At 68.4% G+C, this 15,901-nt stretch carries 12 protein-coding genes; 4 read left to right on the top strand and 8 right to left on the bottom strand.

Annotation, left to right across the window (positions count from 1 at the left end; all coding sequences use genetic code 11):
- Nucleotides 1–59: 59 nt before the first annotated feature.
- Complete coding sequence (gene otsA, locus SB786_RS27195; protein ID WP_410730183.1) at nucleotides 60–1,466, bottom strand: alpha,alpha-trehalose-phosphate synthase (UDP-forming); 1,407 nt, start codon at nucleotides 1,464–1,466, stop codon at nucleotides 60–62.
- Between the two features lie 348 nt (nucleotides 1,467–1,814).
- On the opposite strand from otsA, the gene SB786_RS27190 reads away from it, so the two are divergent.
- Nucleotides 1,815–2,012, top strand: coding sequence for a hypothetical protein (locus SB786_RS27190; protein ID WP_410730182.1), 198 nt, complete (start codon nucleotides 1,815–1,817; stop codon nucleotides 2,010–2,012).
- A 216-nt stretch (nucleotides 2,013–2,228) separates the two neighbouring features.
- Here SB786_RS27190 and SB786_RS27185 read toward each other — a convergent pair whose 3' ends face one another.
- The gene (locus tag SB786_RS27185; RefSeq protein WP_410730181.1) at nucleotides 2,229–4,313 is read right to left on the bottom strand and encodes a TonB-dependent receptor; all 2,085 of its coding nucleotides are present in this window, start codon (nucleotides 4,311–4,313) and stop codon (nucleotides 2,229–2,231) included.
- Between the two features lie 439 nt (nucleotides 4,314–4,752).
- On the opposite strand from SB786_RS27185, the gene adhP reads away from it, so the two are divergent.
- Nucleotides 4,753–5,781, top strand: a complete 1,029-nt coding sequence (adhP, locus tag SB786_RS27180) for an alcohol dehydrogenase AdhP (RefSeq protein WP_410730180.1) — start codon at nucleotides 4,753–4,755, stop codon at nucleotides 5,779–5,781.
- Between the two features lie 64 nt (nucleotides 5,782–5,845).
- On the opposite strand, the gene SB786_RS27175 is transcribed toward adhP, so the two are convergent.
- The 3 genes from SB786_RS27175 to SB786_RS27165 all read right to left on the bottom strand — a co-directional run bounded on the left by SB786_RS27175 (nucleotide 5,846) and on the right by SB786_RS27165 (nucleotide 9,138).
- Entirely contained in the window at nucleotides 5,846–7,288 is a 1,443-nt protein-coding gene (locus tag SB786_RS27175; protein ID WP_410730179.1) for a sialidase family protein, read from the bottom strand.
- 504 nt (nucleotides 7,289–7,792) lie between these two features.
- The gene (locus SB786_RS27170; protein ID WP_175754478.1) at nucleotides 7,793–8,224 is read right to left on the bottom strand and encodes a MarR family winged helix-turn-helix transcriptional regulator; all 432 of its coding nucleotides are present in this window, start codon (nucleotides 8,222–8,224) and stop codon (nucleotides 7,793–7,795) included.
- Nucleotides 8,221–9,138: a serine aminopeptidase domain-containing protein gene (locus tag SB786_RS27165; protein ID WP_410730178.1), complete on the bottom strand. Its 918-nt coding sequence runs from the start codon at nucleotides 9,136–9,138 to the stop codon at nucleotides 8,221–8,223. Before SB786_RS27165 ends, SB786_RS27170 begins: the two co-directional genes overlap by 4 nt.
- 366 nt (nucleotides 9,139–9,504) lie before the next feature.
- Between SB786_RS27165 and SB786_RS27160 the strand changes: the two genes are divergently transcribed.
- Both SB786_RS27160 and SB786_RS27155 read left to right on the top strand, forming a co-directional pair.
- Nucleotides 9,505–10,470, top strand: coding sequence for an ABC transporter substrate-binding protein (locus SB786_RS27160; protein WP_410730177.1), 966 nt, complete (start codon nucleotides 9,505–9,507; stop codon nucleotides 10,468–10,470).
- A 52-nt stretch (nucleotides 10,471–10,522) separates the two neighbouring features.
- Nucleotides 10,523–11,617 (top strand): LLM class flavin-dependent oxidoreductase, encoded by a 1,095-nt coding sequence (locus tag SB786_RS27155; RefSeq protein WP_410730176.1) that lies wholly within the window; start codon nucleotides 10,523–10,525, stop codon nucleotides 11,615–11,617.
- 109 nt (nucleotides 11,618–11,726) lie between these two features.
- Here the strand turns inward: SB786_RS27155 and SB786_RS27150 are convergent, their stop codons facing one another.
- From SB786_RS27150 to SB786_RS27140, 3 genes are read right to left on the bottom strand one after another with little or no spacing between them, the layout of a single operon-like run.
- On the bottom strand, nucleotides 11,727–12,659 hold the full coding sequence (locus tag SB786_RS27150) for an ABC transporter substrate-binding protein (protein WP_410730175.1): 933 nt from the start codon (nucleotides 12,657–12,659) through the stop codon (nucleotides 11,727–11,729).
- 34 nt (nucleotides 12,660–12,693) lie between these two features.
- The gene (locus SB786_RS27145) at nucleotides 12,694–14,478 is read right to left on the bottom strand and encodes an amino acid ABC transporter permease/ATP-binding protein (RefSeq protein WP_410730174.1); all 1,785 of its coding nucleotides are present in this window, start codon (nucleotides 14,476–14,478) and stop codon (nucleotides 12,694–12,696) included.
- A gap of 59 nt (nucleotides 14,479–14,537) precedes the next feature.
- Nucleotides 14,538–15,896, bottom strand: a complete 1,359-nt coding sequence (locus tag SB786_RS27140; RefSeq protein ID WP_410730173.1) for an LLM class flavin-dependent oxidoreductase — start codon at nucleotides 15,894–15,896, stop codon at nucleotides 14,538–14,540.
- Between the last annotated feature and the right edge of the window lie 5 nt (nucleotides 15,897–15,901).

Raw genomic sequence — 15,901 nt, 5'->3', positions numbered from 1 at the left:
AGTGCAGGAGACGACCGGCGCGGTGCTCGACCGCGAGACGACCGGCGTGTGAGCGTGCGTCAGGACTCGGTCGCGGCGGCGACTTCCGCGGCTTCGGTGAGCGCGTCGAGAAAGCGCGTGCGCCACCAGTGCACGTCGGTCTTGCGCACGATCGCCATCAGCGCGTCGTGTCTCTGGCGGCGTTCCTCGAGCGGCATCGCGAGCGCGCGCTGGATCGCCTGCGCGGTGCCCTGCGTGTCGTACGGATTCACGAGCAGCGCGGGCTTCAGCTGCTCGGCCGCGCCCGCGAAACGCGACAGCACGAGCACGCCCGGGTCGGCCTCGTCCTGTGCGGCGAGAAACTCCTTTGCGACGAGGTTCATGCCGTCGCGCAGCGGCGTGACGAGTGCGACGCGGCTCGCGCGATAGAGGCCCGGCAGGCGCTTGCGCGCGACCGTGCGGTGGATGTAGCGCATCGGCATCCATTCGAGTTCGCCGTAGTCGCCGTTGATCGCGCCGCACAGGCTGTCCATCTCGCGCCGCAGGTCGTCGTATGCGCCGAGATCCTCGCGGCTCGGCGCGGCGATCTGGATCAGCGTCGCGCGGTCGCGGTTCTCCGGATACTGTTCGAGGAGCTGACGGAACGCATGCACGCGTTGCGGCAGCCCCTTCGTGTAGTCGAGCCGGTCGACGCCGACGAGCAACTGGCGGCGCGAATACTCGTCGCGCATCCGCTCGAACATGTCGATTCCGTCGCGATTCTCCGCGAGGGCCGCGAATTCGTCGACGTTGATGCCGATCGGGAACGCACCGGCCGACAGCGTGCGGCCGAACGCATGCAGGCGGCCGTCCGGCAACCGTGCGGCACCGGCTTCCGCCTCGACATAGTGCTCGAAGTGCAGCAGGTCCGATTCGGTCTGGAAGCCGACGAGGTCGTACGCGAACAGCGAGCGCATCAGCCACTCGTGCTCCGGGATCGCGGCCATGATCAGCGGCGGCGGCATCGGAATATGCAGGAAGAAGCCGATCGGATTCCTGCAGCCCATCGCGCGCAGCTCGGCGGCGAGCGGAATCAGCTGATAGTCGTGGACCCAGATGGTGTCGTCGGGGCGCAGCAGCGTGCTCAGCTTGCGCGCGAATAGCTGGTTCACGCGCCGGTAGCCGTCCGCGAAGCGCCGGTCGAATTGCGCGAGATCGAGCCGGTAGTGGAACACCGGCCATAGCACGTTGTTCGAGTAGCCGAGATAGTACGCGTCGTAATCCTGCGGATCGAGATCGATCGTCGCGAGCTGGATGCCGCCGACGTTCTGGATTTGTACGTCGTCGCCCTGGGCGGTACGTTCGTCTTTACCGCGCAGCCTGCCGCTCCACCCGAACCAGACGCCGCCGGATTCCTGCAGGCTGTCTTTCACGGCCACGGCCAGCCCGCCGGCCGCGGCTTTACGGGGGTCTGCGATGCGATTGGATACGACGACGAGTCGGCTCACCAGCTCTCCTGCGAATGGGTTGGGAAGGTTCGTGCGGCCAGGGCGTGAGGCGGACGCCGCCATCGACGCGACGCGCGATGGGGCCGCGATACGAACGGACGGGAATCAGGGCACGCGATTCGCCGTCCGAACGTGGAGTGCTTTTTTAGGATACTCGTCATTCGGCTGATTTAAAAGTGCATGACCGAGATCAAGGGCGCCGCGTATCCGGCGTGACGCGCGTCATTGCGTGCATTGGGGGGGCGGGACCGGAAATTGCGCACTCCGTCGGAGGTCGCGTGCGCAACGGGAAGCGGAGGGCGGAGAAGGGGATTGCAGGCGCGGGAAATTGTCAGGTTCACCTGATCGATGCCGCGACTGCGTTCGGTCGATGCCGCCGCGATTTTCACCGATGTTGATGTCGGCGACGCGAGCGCGGAACCCTCCTGGATCGTCAGAACCGATGCGACGATCGGCTCCGTGATCTTGCTCGTCAGCCATAGGCTGCCGCCAACCGCGACCGCGATCAGACAAATGGCCTGCAGCCGGTTGCGCCCGGTCGTGTAGCGATCCGCGAATGCCCGTGCGATCGCGACTTCGCGCTAATGCGTATAGTTGCGTGCGCATCGGTTCGGTAAACCAGTTGCGCGAGCAACGGACGACATCAGTTGTCGATATCGGCCGTCGCATCTTCGTTCTTGCCGGCTTGCGGCGGGCCGACGAGATTCAGCGCGACGGGCCCGATCGAACGGCCCGCGGCACCGGCCGCGGGCCGTCCGGCGATCAGAACGTCGTACGTAGGCCGGCCATCACGCTGCGGCCGCCCTGTGGTGCGAAGCCGCGCACGACCGAGGTCGCATAGCGGATTTCCTGGTTCGTCAGGTTGTCGCCGCGCAGGTACGTAAGCCAGTGCGTCGCACCGACACGGAACTTGTACGTCAGCGTCACGCCGAGCGACGTGTAGCCGTCCGTCGGAAAGTCGTTGTCGGGCACGCGGTGCTGCGACCACGCATGCGTGACTTGCGCGCGTGCGCCGAACGGGCCGTAACCGTAGTCGGCCGCGAGCGTCGCGCGCAGCGGCGCGATGCGCGGCAGCGGCTGGCCGGTGTCGACGTTGCGCGCATGCGTGTAGTCGGCGGTCAGTTCGAGGTCGACCGTATGGCCGCGCCGCGCGAACGCGCGCCACTTGCCGTCGACTTCGACGCCGTAGAACTCCGCCCGCACGCCACGATAGATCGCTTCGTTGAGCGAGCCATCGGCGCCGGGTGCGACCGGCTCGCCGTCATCGTCCACGACGCGGCCGGTGTTGTACTCGGTCAGGTAGTTCGAGAAGCGGTTGTAGAACACCCCGACGCTGCCGCGGTTCGGGCCGCTCGCATAGCGCAGCGACAGGTCGGTCGACACGGCCTTTTCCTTCGACGCGTTCGGGTTGCCGATCAGGAACTGGCCGGTCGCGTCGTGCGGGCCGTTCGAGTACAGCTCGTAGAAGGTCGGCGCGCGTTCCGTGTAGGCGACGTTCGCCGCGACCGACCACACGGGCGTCAGCGAGAAGAGGGCGCCGGCCGATACGCTGCCGGCATTGAAGTCGCGCGGCTGCGCGAGCGCGAATTTCTCGACGCCGGCTGGATCGGGATCCACCTTCACGTGCTCGAAGCGCCCGCCGAGGCTCAGCTTCAGCGCCGGGTCGACCTGCCATTCCTCGAGGCCGAACAGCGCGACGCTGTTCGTGCGCGTGGACGGCACGAGCATTTCGTCGCCGAGCGCCGAGAACGTGTTCCGGCCGAACTGCACGCCGATCGCGCCTTCGAACGGCCCGATCCTGCGATGCCGCGCCTCGATGCGCGCTTCGTAGCCGCGATTGCGGAAGGTGGTCGCCGTCTCGCCGTTGTCGACTTCCTTGTGGCGGTAGTCGGTGTACGCGAAGTCGAACTTCAGCTTCGTGAACGGGCCGCTCAGGTTGCGCACCTCGGACGCGAGCGCGAGCCGTTCCTGGCGCATGCGCAGGCGCACGTCGTCCTCGGCGACGGAGCCGTAGTTCGATTCGTAGCCGCTGTACGACAGGCCCGCGAAACCGTCGGCCCATGTGTACGACGCGCCGGCGGCGCCGCCGTGCACGCGGCCGTCGCTGTTCGGTACGTTGCCGTACGGCTGCGGCGTGTCGGGGCCGTCGATCGCGCGTTGCGCGCTGCTGCGCGCATAGCCGGGAATCCGCAGCTTGCTGGCCTCGCGGTCGAATGCGTCGACATGGAACGCGAAGCGGCCGTTGCCGCCTTCGACCTGTGCGGCGCCCGCGCGCACCGAATTCGCGCCGCCGTAGCGCGCGTCGAGTGCACCCGTCACGCCTTCGATCGGGTCGCGCGGAATCCGGTTGTCGATCGTGTTGACGACGCCGCCGACCGCGTTGCCGCCGTACAGCAGCGCGGCCGGTCCGCGCACGATCTCGACGCGCTCGATCGACAGCGGGTCCTGCGGCACCGCGTGGTCGTACGACAGCGACGATGCGTCGTAGGCGGCGACGCCGTTCTGCAGCAGCCGGATCCGGTCGCCGTCCATCCCGCGGATGATCGGACGGCCGACCATCGGCCCGTAGGTGGTGGTCGACACGCCCGGCAGGCCGTTGAGCGTCTCGCCGAGCGAATCGGCCTGGCGGCGCGTCAGCGCGTCGCCGGACAGTTGCGCGGTTGGCGCGATCAACTCGGTGTCGCCCAGCGGGTTCGCGGTCACGAAGATCGGCGTGAGCGGCGTGGTCTGCGGCGGCGTTGGCATTGACGGGGCGGCCGTATCGGCCTGCGCGTGCGCGACGGCGGCGAGCAGCATCAGCGAAACGGGCGAGAGCGGGCGAAGCGGTAGACGAGGGAGGTCGCGCATGGTCGGTGAATCGGTTGGGATCGGTTGGTTCGGGTTGGTCGGAAAGCGAGCCATGCGGGTCACGGTGGGATACGATATATTGTTGCGTCAGCGGCGCGCAGTGACCCCGCTGTGACCCGTCTGGACATGGACATGACTCGGCGTAGCCCGGCCACCTCTGTGGAACGGGTTTCAGGTGGACGAGATCGCGAGATGATATGTTATATCATCTCAAATTCCAAGCGAAACGGCGGTACGCCGCAGGTTTCCGACCAACGGCCGAAATGGCTGCGTAAGCAGAAGGGGCATCGAACCGGTACCGAGACCGGCCGCCCGCGCTGCTTGTCTCGCGACGAATGCGCCACCGTCGCGCGCGTTTCCCGCCCCGTTGATGCGTATCAAGGCGCTCCGGTTTCGAGTCCGGATACTGGCCGGATCATCGACCACACAGGAGCGACCCATGACACAGACCATGAAGGCGGCCGTGGTACACGCGTTCGGCGAACCGTTGCGCATCGAGGAAGTGCCGGTCCCGACGCCGGGCGCGGGCCAGATCCTCGTCAACATCAAGGCGTCGGGCGTCTGCCACACCGACCTGCATGCCGCCGACGGCGACTGGCCCGTGAAGCCGACGCTGCCGTTCATTCCCGGACACGAAGGCGTGGGCGTCGTCGCGGCGGTCGGGGCGGGCGTCACGCACGTACGCGAGGGCGACCGCGTCGGCGTGCCGTGGCTCTACACGGCATGTGGTCACTGCGAGTACTGCCACACCGGCTGGGAAACCCTTTGCCACGGGCAGCAGAACACCGGCTATTCGGTCAACGGCAGCTATGCCGAATACGTGCTGGCCGATCCCGACTACGTTGGCCATCTGCCGGCGGAGGTTGCGTTCGACGAGATCGCGCCGATCCTGTGCGCGGGCGTGACGGTCTACAAGGGCATCCGCGTCACCGACACGCGCCCGGGCCAGTGGCTCGCGATTTCGGGCATTGGCGGGCTCGGCCACGTCGCCGTGCAATACGCGCGCGCGATGGGCCTGCACGTCGCGGCGATCGACGTGTCACCGGCGAAGCTCGAACTCGCGCGTCAGCTTGGCGCAGAGCTGACGATCGATGCGTCGGTCGACGATCCGGCGAAGGTCATCCAGAAGGAGATAGGTGGTGCGCACGGCGTGCTGGTCACGGCCGTGTCGCGCAGCGCGTTCGCGCAGGCGCTCGGGATGGTGCGGCGCGGCGGCACGGTGGCACTCAACGGCTTGCCGCCCGGCGATTTCCCGTTGCCGATCTTCTCGACCGTGCTGAACGGCATCACGGTGCGCGGATCGATCGTCGGCACACGGCGCGATCTGCAGGAATCGCTCGATTTCGCGGCGGATGGCCTGGTGCGAGCGCATATTCATCGCGACCGGCTCGGCAACATCAACGACATATTCGCGCGGCTGCGCGAAGGCAGGATCGACGGTCGCGTCGTACTGACCGACATGCATTGACGCGCACTCGGGCACGCTGCCGCGACGCGGAGGACGTCGCGGCAGCGCAGCGCTCACGCGCGCATCACGGCGCGAAGAACACGTCGGTGCGGTTCGTCAGGTTGCCCGTGGTCTGGACGAACAGCGGATGGAACGACGACGACGGCAGCACGTCCAGCCCCTGGTAATCGCCGATGAAGAAGCCCTCCGCGTTCGGCGCGAGCCTCATGTCGAACGGGCCGCCGACGCGCCGCTCGTCGGCGAACGTGGTGCCGCCGTCATGCGAGATCTTGCGCCAGAACCCGGTCGGCAGCGTCGTCGTGTTGCCGGCCTGCAGATCGCGGAAGTCGTAGTAGGTCACCATGACCGCGCCCGCATTGTCGACGCGCACCGACGGATTGAATGCGGGACGCCCGGTCGGCGTGTTCAACTGCATCGGCGCACTCCAGCTCGCGCCACCGTCCTTCGACGTCGATACCGCGATCTCGTCGTACTTGCCGCCGTTGAAGCGGCTGTCCTGCCAGACGACGTAGAGCTGCCCCGATGCGGGATCGATCGCGGGCTCCGGAATGATGTCGCCGGTGCGCACCGGTTCGCCGGTATTCGGATCGGTCACGCCGACCGTCTGCAGGCCGGCGATCACCTGCGGTTTCGTCCAGGTCGCGCCGTCGTCGGTCGACTTGATGAACGCGACTTTGCCGGCCGCCTTGCTGAACGGCGGCTGGATCAGGTCGAAGAAGTCGTACAGCGTGCCCGTTTTCGGATCGACGACGATCTGGTTGCCGATCGTCTGCTGACGCGACGGCACGTGGACGATGACATTCGCTTTGCTCCACGTCTTGCCGCCGTCGACCGTCTTCGAGAACAACGTCGGCCCGCGGTAGGCCGCCGTGTGCAGGTTCGCGTACGGGTTGCCGTTCGGCAACTCGAGGCGGTCCCACACGGCATAGGCGGTGCCGGGCTTCACCGGGTTCGCCGTCACCGATTCCTTGTCATTGAAGAACTGCGTGGTCGGCTCGTTGTTCGCGATCAGCACGGCCGGGCTGCTCCATGTCTGTCCGCCGTCGGTCGACACCGAAGCCGCGACCGCATTGGCGTTGTTCGACTGGTTGAACGAGATCGACACCGAGTACGCGGTGCCGTCCGGCCCGAACGACGCCCAGGGATCGGACGCGCGCTCGTACTTGAGCCCACCCGGCGCGCATGCGCTGAACGGCTGCGGCGTGCGCGCCCAGGTCGCGCCGCCGTCGAACGTGTAGCCTGCGACGAGCCCGTGGGCGCCGCCGTTCGACCAGCGGTCCTGCTGCCACACGGCGATCATGTTGGTCGGGTTCGCGGGATTGACCGAAAGCCACGGTTCGACTTCGGCGTTCACGTAGTTCGTGCCGGGGCCGCCGATGGTGCAGGCGGCGAATGGACTCGGGCCGGACACGACGACGGGTTCGGCGTGCGCCGCCGCGGCGGCGGCCATCGCCATCACGGCGGACAGGCGGGTGACAAGCGAGTGGGACACGATCGTGCGTCGCATGGACTACTCCTCGTTGACATGCGGCGGCGATGGCCGGGCACGGCACGGCGACGCGACGCGCATCGGTGCGCGGCGACAAAGGGTGCCGTGCAACGCGTCGGGTCGTTCAGGAAGCCGTTTCGGTCATCGCAATCCGCGTGTGCTGGATGCCGCCAGCACGTCGGTCAAGACTCCTCTTCGTTTTCATTGCTTGTCGGGTAGAGCCTGCAATGCGGACCCGACGGGAAGGCCGGTCGGTGCATATGACGAATGCAGCAAAGTGGATTGCAATGTAGGCGATCCCCATGCGGCGCGGGAGGCAATTTTTTGTAACAGAGCGTAGCCGGAAAGCGTTGCCGAAGCGGCGCCTCCGGAACGCAAAATTTGCCGCCGCGCAGGCGCGGAAACGTATCGGAAATGCGAATCGCAATCGCTTTCGATCGCGACGTTCGCGGGCCGTGTCGTATCGATGCGATGCAGCGTGTCGCGACTGGCGTGACTGGCGTGATGCGTGGTCCGCGCCGTTCAGCGCTCCGCCGGAAAACGGTCCTGCAACGCATGCAGCCAGCGCGCGACGACGTCGAGTTCCGCGTCGGAAAATCCGTCGCACAGCTTGCCGTTCAATTCGCGCAGCACCACGCGCGCACGCTTGAGCGCGGCGTGACCTTCGTCGGTGAGGAACAGGCGCGTGGCGCGCCCGTCGTCCGAATCGGCGTGACGCGCGAGCAGGCCGGCCTTCGCCATCCGGTCGGCGAGCCCCGTCATCGCGGACGGCGCCAGTTGCAGCGCCGCGCCGACTTCACCGATCAGCGCACCGTCCTGCTTCGCGAGGCAGAACAGCACGCCGGCCTGCGCGGCGCTGGCGCGCGAATCGGCCTCAGCCTTGCGGTCGACCCAGCGCTGCACGCGCCGCTGGCCGATGTTCAACAGGAAAAACAGTCGTCGGTCTTCGCTCAAGCTCGGTTCCCGGCAGCAATGGAAAGGGACGGGCGGCCCGCCTCGCGCGGCGCGTCGAGCGCCTGCGCGAGCCAGTCGGCGACCGCGGGCCACAGCACGGCGCCGGGCCGGCTGCGGAAGAAGCCCATGTGCCCGACCGGCCCGCTGCCTGCGGCGTGCGGATCGATCTGGCGGCGTTCGACGGCCGCGCGGGTCAGGTAGCTTACCAGCAGGTCGATCGCGGGCGGGTTCGCCCACGGATCGTCGTCGAAGCCGAGCGCGAGAATCGGCAACTGCTGCTTCGAGAAGCGCTCGGCCGCACCGAGCGTCGGATCGTCGAAGAAGTAGCGCGGCAGCGTGGTCCAGCGGCTCCATTCGCGGAACACGCCGGCGGGAAGATCCTCGCCGAGCCCGAGCCGCTTGCCGGGCACGTAGCCGAGCAGGGCGGACGCGAGCGGGCCGAGCACGCGCAGGATCAGTCGCACCTTCAGCCGTTCCGCCGCGCGGGAAATCAGCCGCGTGCTGCCCGCGTGCGCGGCGACGAGCACGGCCGCGCGCAGGTGCGCGGTGCCGGCCGACAACCCGATCGCATGCCCGCCCACGCTATGCCCGACCGCCAGCAGCGGCAGCCCGTCGTACGCGTCGCGCGCCCACGCGATCGCGGCGCCGACGTCGAGCTCGACCCAGTCGCGCATGCGGGCCTGCAACGCACTCAGCCGCGCGGGCCGCGACGCGCCGATGCCGCGATAGTTGTAGGTCAGCGCCGCGAAGCCTCGCTCGGTCAGGAAGCGCGCGAACCCCGCATACAGCCGCTCCGGCACGGCAGTCGCCGGATGGATCAACACCAGCGCGCGCGGCGGCGCGTCCGGCGACCACAGCGTGCCGCGCAGCGGGTAGCCGTCGGCGGCGGAAAACTCGATGGGTTCTGGCGTCATGGCCGTCCTCGTGTCGGGCAATTATTTCGTATGCGAAATATAGTTCGAGAATTATTTCGCGCGCGAAATATCTATCGAGGAATTATTCGAACGACTTCCCGGCGAGCTGAAAGGCGCGAGTCGAAACGGACCTACTTTCGGGAAGATCACGCGCTGCTCAGGGCCGGTATGCCGTTCGATGCCGGAACGGAAAGGCCGCACGTTCCATCAACTATTTGCATCTTTGCAAAGCAGAATATTGCGTTTGTCTCATGAAGCGCATCGACGTATCTTCACCGGTTCCATCCTGTCCGCCGGCCGTCGGGCCTCGCGGGCCAAAGGGCGCCGCCATCGCGCGGCTGCCCGCCAACCTCCGGGGAGATCACGTTGTTGAGCCGAATCGTTACCGCGCTGCTGCTCGCGCTCGCCGCGCAGCCGGGCATCGCGAAAGACACCGTCACGCTGCGCGTCGGTGAACAGAACTACTTCAACATTCAGGCGTCGATGGAGGCGTCCGGCGTGTTGAAGGACCTGCCTTACACGATCGAGTGGAAGCACTTCCAGGCGGCCGCGCCCGTCGCCGAGAGCCTGAACGGCAACGCGATCGATATCGGCTTCCTCGGCGATTCCGCGCTGCTCACGCTGGCCGCGCGCGGCGCGCCGGTGAAGGTCGTCGCGGTGTCGCGGCAGAGCCTCGACGGCGTCGCGATCCTCGTGCCGAAGCACTCGCCGGTCCGCACCGTTGCCGACCTGCAGGGCAAGACCATCGCGGTCTGGCGCGGCGCGTGGAGCCAGCAGCTCGTGCTGCGCGCGCTCGAACACGCGGGCCTGCGCGCGGATTCCGTCAAGTACGCGTACCTGATGCCGATCGATGCGACCAACGCGCTCGCGAACGGCTCGGTCGACGCCGTGTCGTTGTGGGAGCCGTTCGTCAGCACGCTCGCGCTGCGGCAGGGCGCACGTCCCGTGACGACCGCGCAGGGGCTGATGCCCGCACTCAGCTTCGTCGCGGCGAACGAGCAGGCGGCTACGGCCAAGCGGGCGGAGATCACCGATTTTCTGAAGCGCGTGGTCGCGGCACGCCAGTGGGTCGACAGCCATCCGCGCGAGTATGCGGACCTGTGGGCGAAGCGCGCGAAGCTCGAGCCGGACGTCGCGTACCGCTGGCTCGACAACGCGCACCAGCGGGTGGGCCCCGTCGACGACACGGCCGCGAAGGACGCGCAGAACACCGCCGATTTCCTGTACAAGGCCGGCGTGATTCCGGCCGCGTACGACACGGTGAAACTGCTCGACCGCTCGTATGCGGGCGCGTTCGCGGCGCCCGCGCAAAAGACCGCCGCCGCGCAGTGACGGTGCCGCCGAGCTCGCCCATTCCGATTCCCCACCAGAAGGACAGCCCGACATGCCTGTCGACATCATCGGCATGATCACCGCGACGCCCGGCGCGGAGGTCGACGTACCGGGCGGCGCCGCCGTCCAGCCCGACTATGTGCGGCGCTTCGCGCAGGCGCACGAAGCCGCCGGCTTCGACCAGATCCTGGTCGGCCATTTCAGCAACGCGGCGGACGGCTTCATCGTCGCGTCGTTCGCGGCCGCCGCGACCGAACGGATCCGCATCCTGCTCGCGCACCGGCCGGGTGTGATCGTGCCGTCGGCCGCCGCGCGGCAGATCGCGACGCTCGATGTATTCAGCGGGGGCCGGCTCGCGCTGAACGTCGTGTCGGGCGGCGACGATGCCGACCTGCGGCGCGACGGCGATTTCGTGCCGCACGACGCGCGCTACCGCCGCACCGGCGAATATCTCGACGTGCTGAAACGCATCTGGCTCGCCGACGCGCCGGTCGATCACGACGGCGCGTTCTACCGGCTGCGCGGGGCGTCGCCTCTCGTGAAAGGCGCGCAGCGGCCGCATGTGCCGATCTATTTCGGCGGCTCGTCGCCGGTCGCGCTGGCTGTGGCCGGGCAGCACGCGGACGTCTACATGACCTGGGGCGAGCCGCTCGCCGCGGTGCGCGAGCAGATCGCGCGCGTGCGGGCCGCCGCCGCGCCGTTCGGGCGCGCGCCGCGCATCAGCGTGTCGTTCCGGCCGATCGTCGCGGACACCGAGGCCGCCGCGTGGGAGAAGGCCGAGGCGATCCGCGCGCGCGTGCGCGCGGCACGGCTCACGCACGGCCAGCCGATCGACGGCCACGCGCCGCAGAATGCCGGTTCGCAGCGGCTGATGGCCGCGGCCGCGCAGGGCGACGTGCTCGACGAGCGGTTGTGGATGGGCGTCGCGAACCTGACCGGCGCACGCTGGAATTCGACTGCGCTCGTCGGCACGCCCGAACAGATCGCGCGTGCGCTCGGTGCGTATTACCGGCTCGGCGTGTCGACGTTCCTGATACGCGGGTTCGATCCGCTCGACGATGCGCTGGCCTACGGGCGCGATCTGATTCCGGCGATTCATGCGCATATCGCGGCACTCGACCGCGAGGATGCGGCGGTGACGGCATAGGCGACGACGGCCGATTCTTCGCTCGCCCCGGCATGTCGATCGCGGACCGCCGGGGCGATTTCAATTCATGCACTGGTGCGTCGGTGTGTCGATGCATCGGCCCGTCGAATCAGAACGACGGCAACCCCGGTGGATTCGTCTGCGCGCGCGCGAGCGCCTCGCTCTGCAACCCCCAGCGCGCGAGTGCCTGCCCGTAGCGGCCGTTGTCGATCAGTGTGTTCGTCGCGAGGGTCAGGGCCGGCGCGAGCCCGCTGCCGCGACGCGTCGCGATCGCGACATCGGCATTCGCCGGCCAGCCCGCGTTGACGACGCCGACCCGGCGGATCTTGCCGTCGCGCGCGGCCTCGTACGCGAGCGACGCGTTCGGGTTCAGCTCGGCATCCGCGCGGCCGGACAACAACGCGACGCGTGCCGCCGCATCGTCGTCGAAATAGAGCAGTTCGGTCGCCTTCGCCCCTTGCGCGACATTGCGCCGGCTCCATTCGAGCAGGATGCGCTCCTGGCTCGTCCCCGCCCCCGTGATGATGCGCAAGCCCGCGATGTCCTTCGGTTCGGCGATCCTCGCGATCGGGCCGGCGTTGCGCACGTAAAAGCCGTGCAGCCCGAGCCGGTAGGTCGTGAAGTCGTACTTCTCCTTGCGTTGCTCGGTCACGCCGACGTTCGAGATCACCGCATCGTACTTGCCGGACGTGAGCCCGAGCGGCCAGTCGGCCCACGCGATCGGCACCAGCCGCAGTGTGCGGCCCAGCGCGTCCGCGACGAGCTGCGCATAGTCGGGATCGGCGCCGACCACGGTGCGCGCGTCGGTTGCGTAGGTCGACACCGGCGGCGCGTGCGGCGAGATCGCCACCGTGAACACCCCGTCGCGCACCCAGCGGTAGTGGCTGGCCGCGCGAATCGCCGCATCGTCGCGCGACGCACGGATCCGGCCGCTCTGGCGTGGATCGAGGTCCGCCGTCGCAGTGGCTGCATCGGCCGCATGCCAGCGCAGGCCGGATGCGGCCGCGAGCGCGGCGGTCATGAACTGGCGTCGGTCGATCATCGTCGGTCGCCTCGCAGGTGGGGCGCGGCGTGCATCACAGCACCCGCGACAGGAACGCGCGCGTGCGCGGATGGGCTGGCGCGTCGAGCACGACGGCGGGCGGCCCCGACTCGACGACGCGGCCGCGCTCCATGAACAGCACGTTGTCCGCGACTTCGCGCGCGAAGCCGATCTCGTGCGTGACGATCACGAGCGTGGTGCCCGAGCGTGCGAGTTCCTTGATCACGTCGAGCACTTCGTTGACCAGTTCGGGATCGAGCGCCGACGTCGGCTCGTCGAACAGCAGCACCTTCGGACGCAAGGCGAGCGCCCGCACGATCGCGACGCGCTGCTGCTGGCCGCCGGACAGCTGGCGCGGGTAGGCATCGGCTTTATCCGCGAGGCCGACGCGCGCGAGCAGCGTGCGCGCGGTGCGCTCGGCGGCTTCCCGCGTGACGCCCGCGACGGCGACCGGCGCCTCGACCAGGTTCTCGAGCACGGTCAAGTGCGGAAACAGATTGAAGTTCTGGAACACCATGCCGACCGCCGTGCGCCGCTTCAGCACGTCGCGCTCCTTCAGTTCGTGCAGCACGTCGCCGTCGCGCCGATAGCCGATCAGCTCGCCGTCGATGTCGATGAAGCCGTCGTCGACGCGTTCGAGATGGTTGATCGTGCGCAGCAGCGTCGACTTGCCCGAACCGGACGGCCCGATGATCGCCGTCACGCTGCCGCGCGGCGCGACGAACGACACGTTGTCGAGCACGCGCTGCATGCCGAACTGCTTCGATACGTTGTGCACGGCGACTTCGCCGCCGGCGCTCGGCAGCGCAGCGGCCGCGGCGTCGCCGCGGGCCGTTGCGGTGGCTGTCGCGCGGCGTGGCGCGGCACGCCGCCACAGCGCACCGACGCGCGCCAGCACGAACGTCAGTGCCGACGGCGGCGGGTTGCGCAGCGCGCCGCGCGCGTAGTGGCGCTCAACCTGAACCTGGATCGCCGACAGCACGGTCAGGATGATCAGGTACCAGACGGTCGCGACCATCAGTAGCGGAATCACTTCGAGATTGCGGCGATAGATCACCTGCACCGTATAGAACAACTCGGGCATCGCGAGCACGTACACCATCGATGTGCCTTTCGCGAGCGAGATGAGATCGTTGAACGCGGTCGGCAGGATGGCACGCATCGCCTGCGGCAGCACGATCCGCGTGGTCTGGCGGCCGCGCGGCAGGCCGAGCGCCGCGGCGGCCTCGAGCTGCCCCTGGTCGACCGCGAGAATGCCGCCGCGGATCACCTCGGCGGAAAACGCCGCATGGTTCAGCGTGAGGCCGAGCACGGCCGCGAGGAACGGGCTGATCAGGTCGGTGGTCGGCGTGTCGAACCACACGATGTCGGTGAACGGCACGCCGAGCCGCACGTGTTCGTACAGGTAGCCGAGGTTGTTGAGGATCAGCAGCAGCACGATCAGCGGAATCGACCGGAACAGCCACACGAAGGTCCACGCGCTCGCGGCGAGCACGCGCGAACGCGACAGCCGCGCCAGCGCGACGAACGCGCCGAGCGCGAAGCCGAATACCGCGCCGAGCAGCGTCAGCAGCAGCGTGCGCGCGAGCCCGGACAGCACCGGCGGCGACAGAAACCATTCGGCGAATACCGGCCAGCCCCATTGCGGGTTGCCCAGGATCGAATGCAGCGCGAGCGCGATCAGCACGAGCGCGAGCACGGTGCCGGCCGTGCGCGAGCGGTGGCGGGCCGGCACGATGCGCAGGCGCGTGCCGGCGTCGCGGACGCGGGACGAAGGAAGCGGCGGCAGTGCGCCGCCGAGATGGGTCGTGTCGCTCATGTCGGTGAAGGTCCTCGATCGGGTCGGTCGGAAGCGCCGCGCATGGCGGCGCGTCGGCGTCACGCGTGCGCTTCGGCCGCGTCGTCCTGTTTTTGCACCGCGCCGGGCGCCGCATGGCGGCTCGCCTTGCGCGGCAGGCCGAGGTGGTCGCGCAGCGTGCTGCCCGGCAGGTCGCGGCTGTAGCGGCCGCGTGCCTCGAGTACCGGAATCACGAGGTCGACGAAGTCGTCGACGCCCTGCGCCTGCACGGGGAAGCCGAGGATGAAGCCGTCGCCGGCGCCGGCGTCGTGCCAGCGGATCAGCTCGTCGGCGACATGCTCCGCCGTGCCGATGAAGTTCGGGCGCGGCGTCGCGACGGCGAGCGCCGTCTCGCGCAGCGTGAGGTGCTGGCGTTTCGCGTCGGCCTTGATGCGGTCGGTGGTCGAGCGAAAGCTGTTGCGGCCGATGTCGCCGAGTTCGGGGAACGGCGCGTCGAGCGCGTACTGCGTGAAATCGTGGTGATCGAAATAGCGGCCGAGATAGGCGAGCGCCTCTTCGATCGTCAGCAGGTCGCGGATCGCCTGGTATTTGTCTTCCGCTTCGGCGGCCGTGCGGCCGACGATCGGGCCGACGCCGGGGAAAATCTTCACGTCGCCGGGCTGCCGCCCGTGCTCGACCGCGCTCTGCTTCACGCGCTGCGTGAACGCGGCCGTTTCGTCGAGCGACGGCGAATGCGTGAACACGGCATCCGCATACTTGCCCGCGAGCCCGATGCCCGTGTCGGACGAGCCGGCCTGGAAGATCACCGGCTGCCCCTGCGGCGAGCGCTGGATGTTCAGCGGGCCCGCGACCTGGAAGAAGCGGCCGTGATGGTCGAGTGTGTGGAGCTTGTCGCGATCGAAGAAGCGCCCGGTCGCGCGATCGCGCACGAACGCGTCGTCGTCCCAGCTGTCCCACAGCCCCTGCACGACTTCGAGGTATTCGTCGGCGATCTCGTAGCGCAATGCGTGCTCGGGATGCGCCTTGCCGAAATTCTTCGCCGTGCCTTCGAGCGGCGTCGTCACGACGTTCCAGCCCGCGCGCCCGCCGCTGATCGCATCGAGCGACGCGAGCTGGCGCGCGACCGTGAACGGCTCGCTGTACGACGTCGAGATCGTGCCCGCGAGCCCGATCTTGCTCGTCGCGACCGCGAGCGCCGACAGCACGGTCAGCGGCTCGAAGCGGTTCAGGAAGTGCGGGATCGACTTCTCGTTGATGTAGAGGCCGTCCGCGACGAACGCGAACGCGATGCCGGCGGCTTCCGCCTTGCGCGCGATGCCGATCGCGAAGTCGAGGTTGATGCTCGCGTCCGGCGGGTTGCTCGGGTGCCGCCATGCGTTCATGTGGCTGCCTGCGCCTTGCAGCATCAGGCCGAAGGGAATCGATCGTCGGGTCGTCATGGGGG

The sequence above is a fragment of the Burkholderia sp. SIMBA_062 genome, assembly GCF_046534765.1.
GTDB classification, from domain to species: Bacteria; Pseudomonadota; Gammaproteobacteria; order Burkholderiales; family Burkholderiaceae; genus Burkholderia; species Burkholderia ambifaria.
This window is presented reverse-complemented; position numbering and strand designations above follow the sequence as displayed.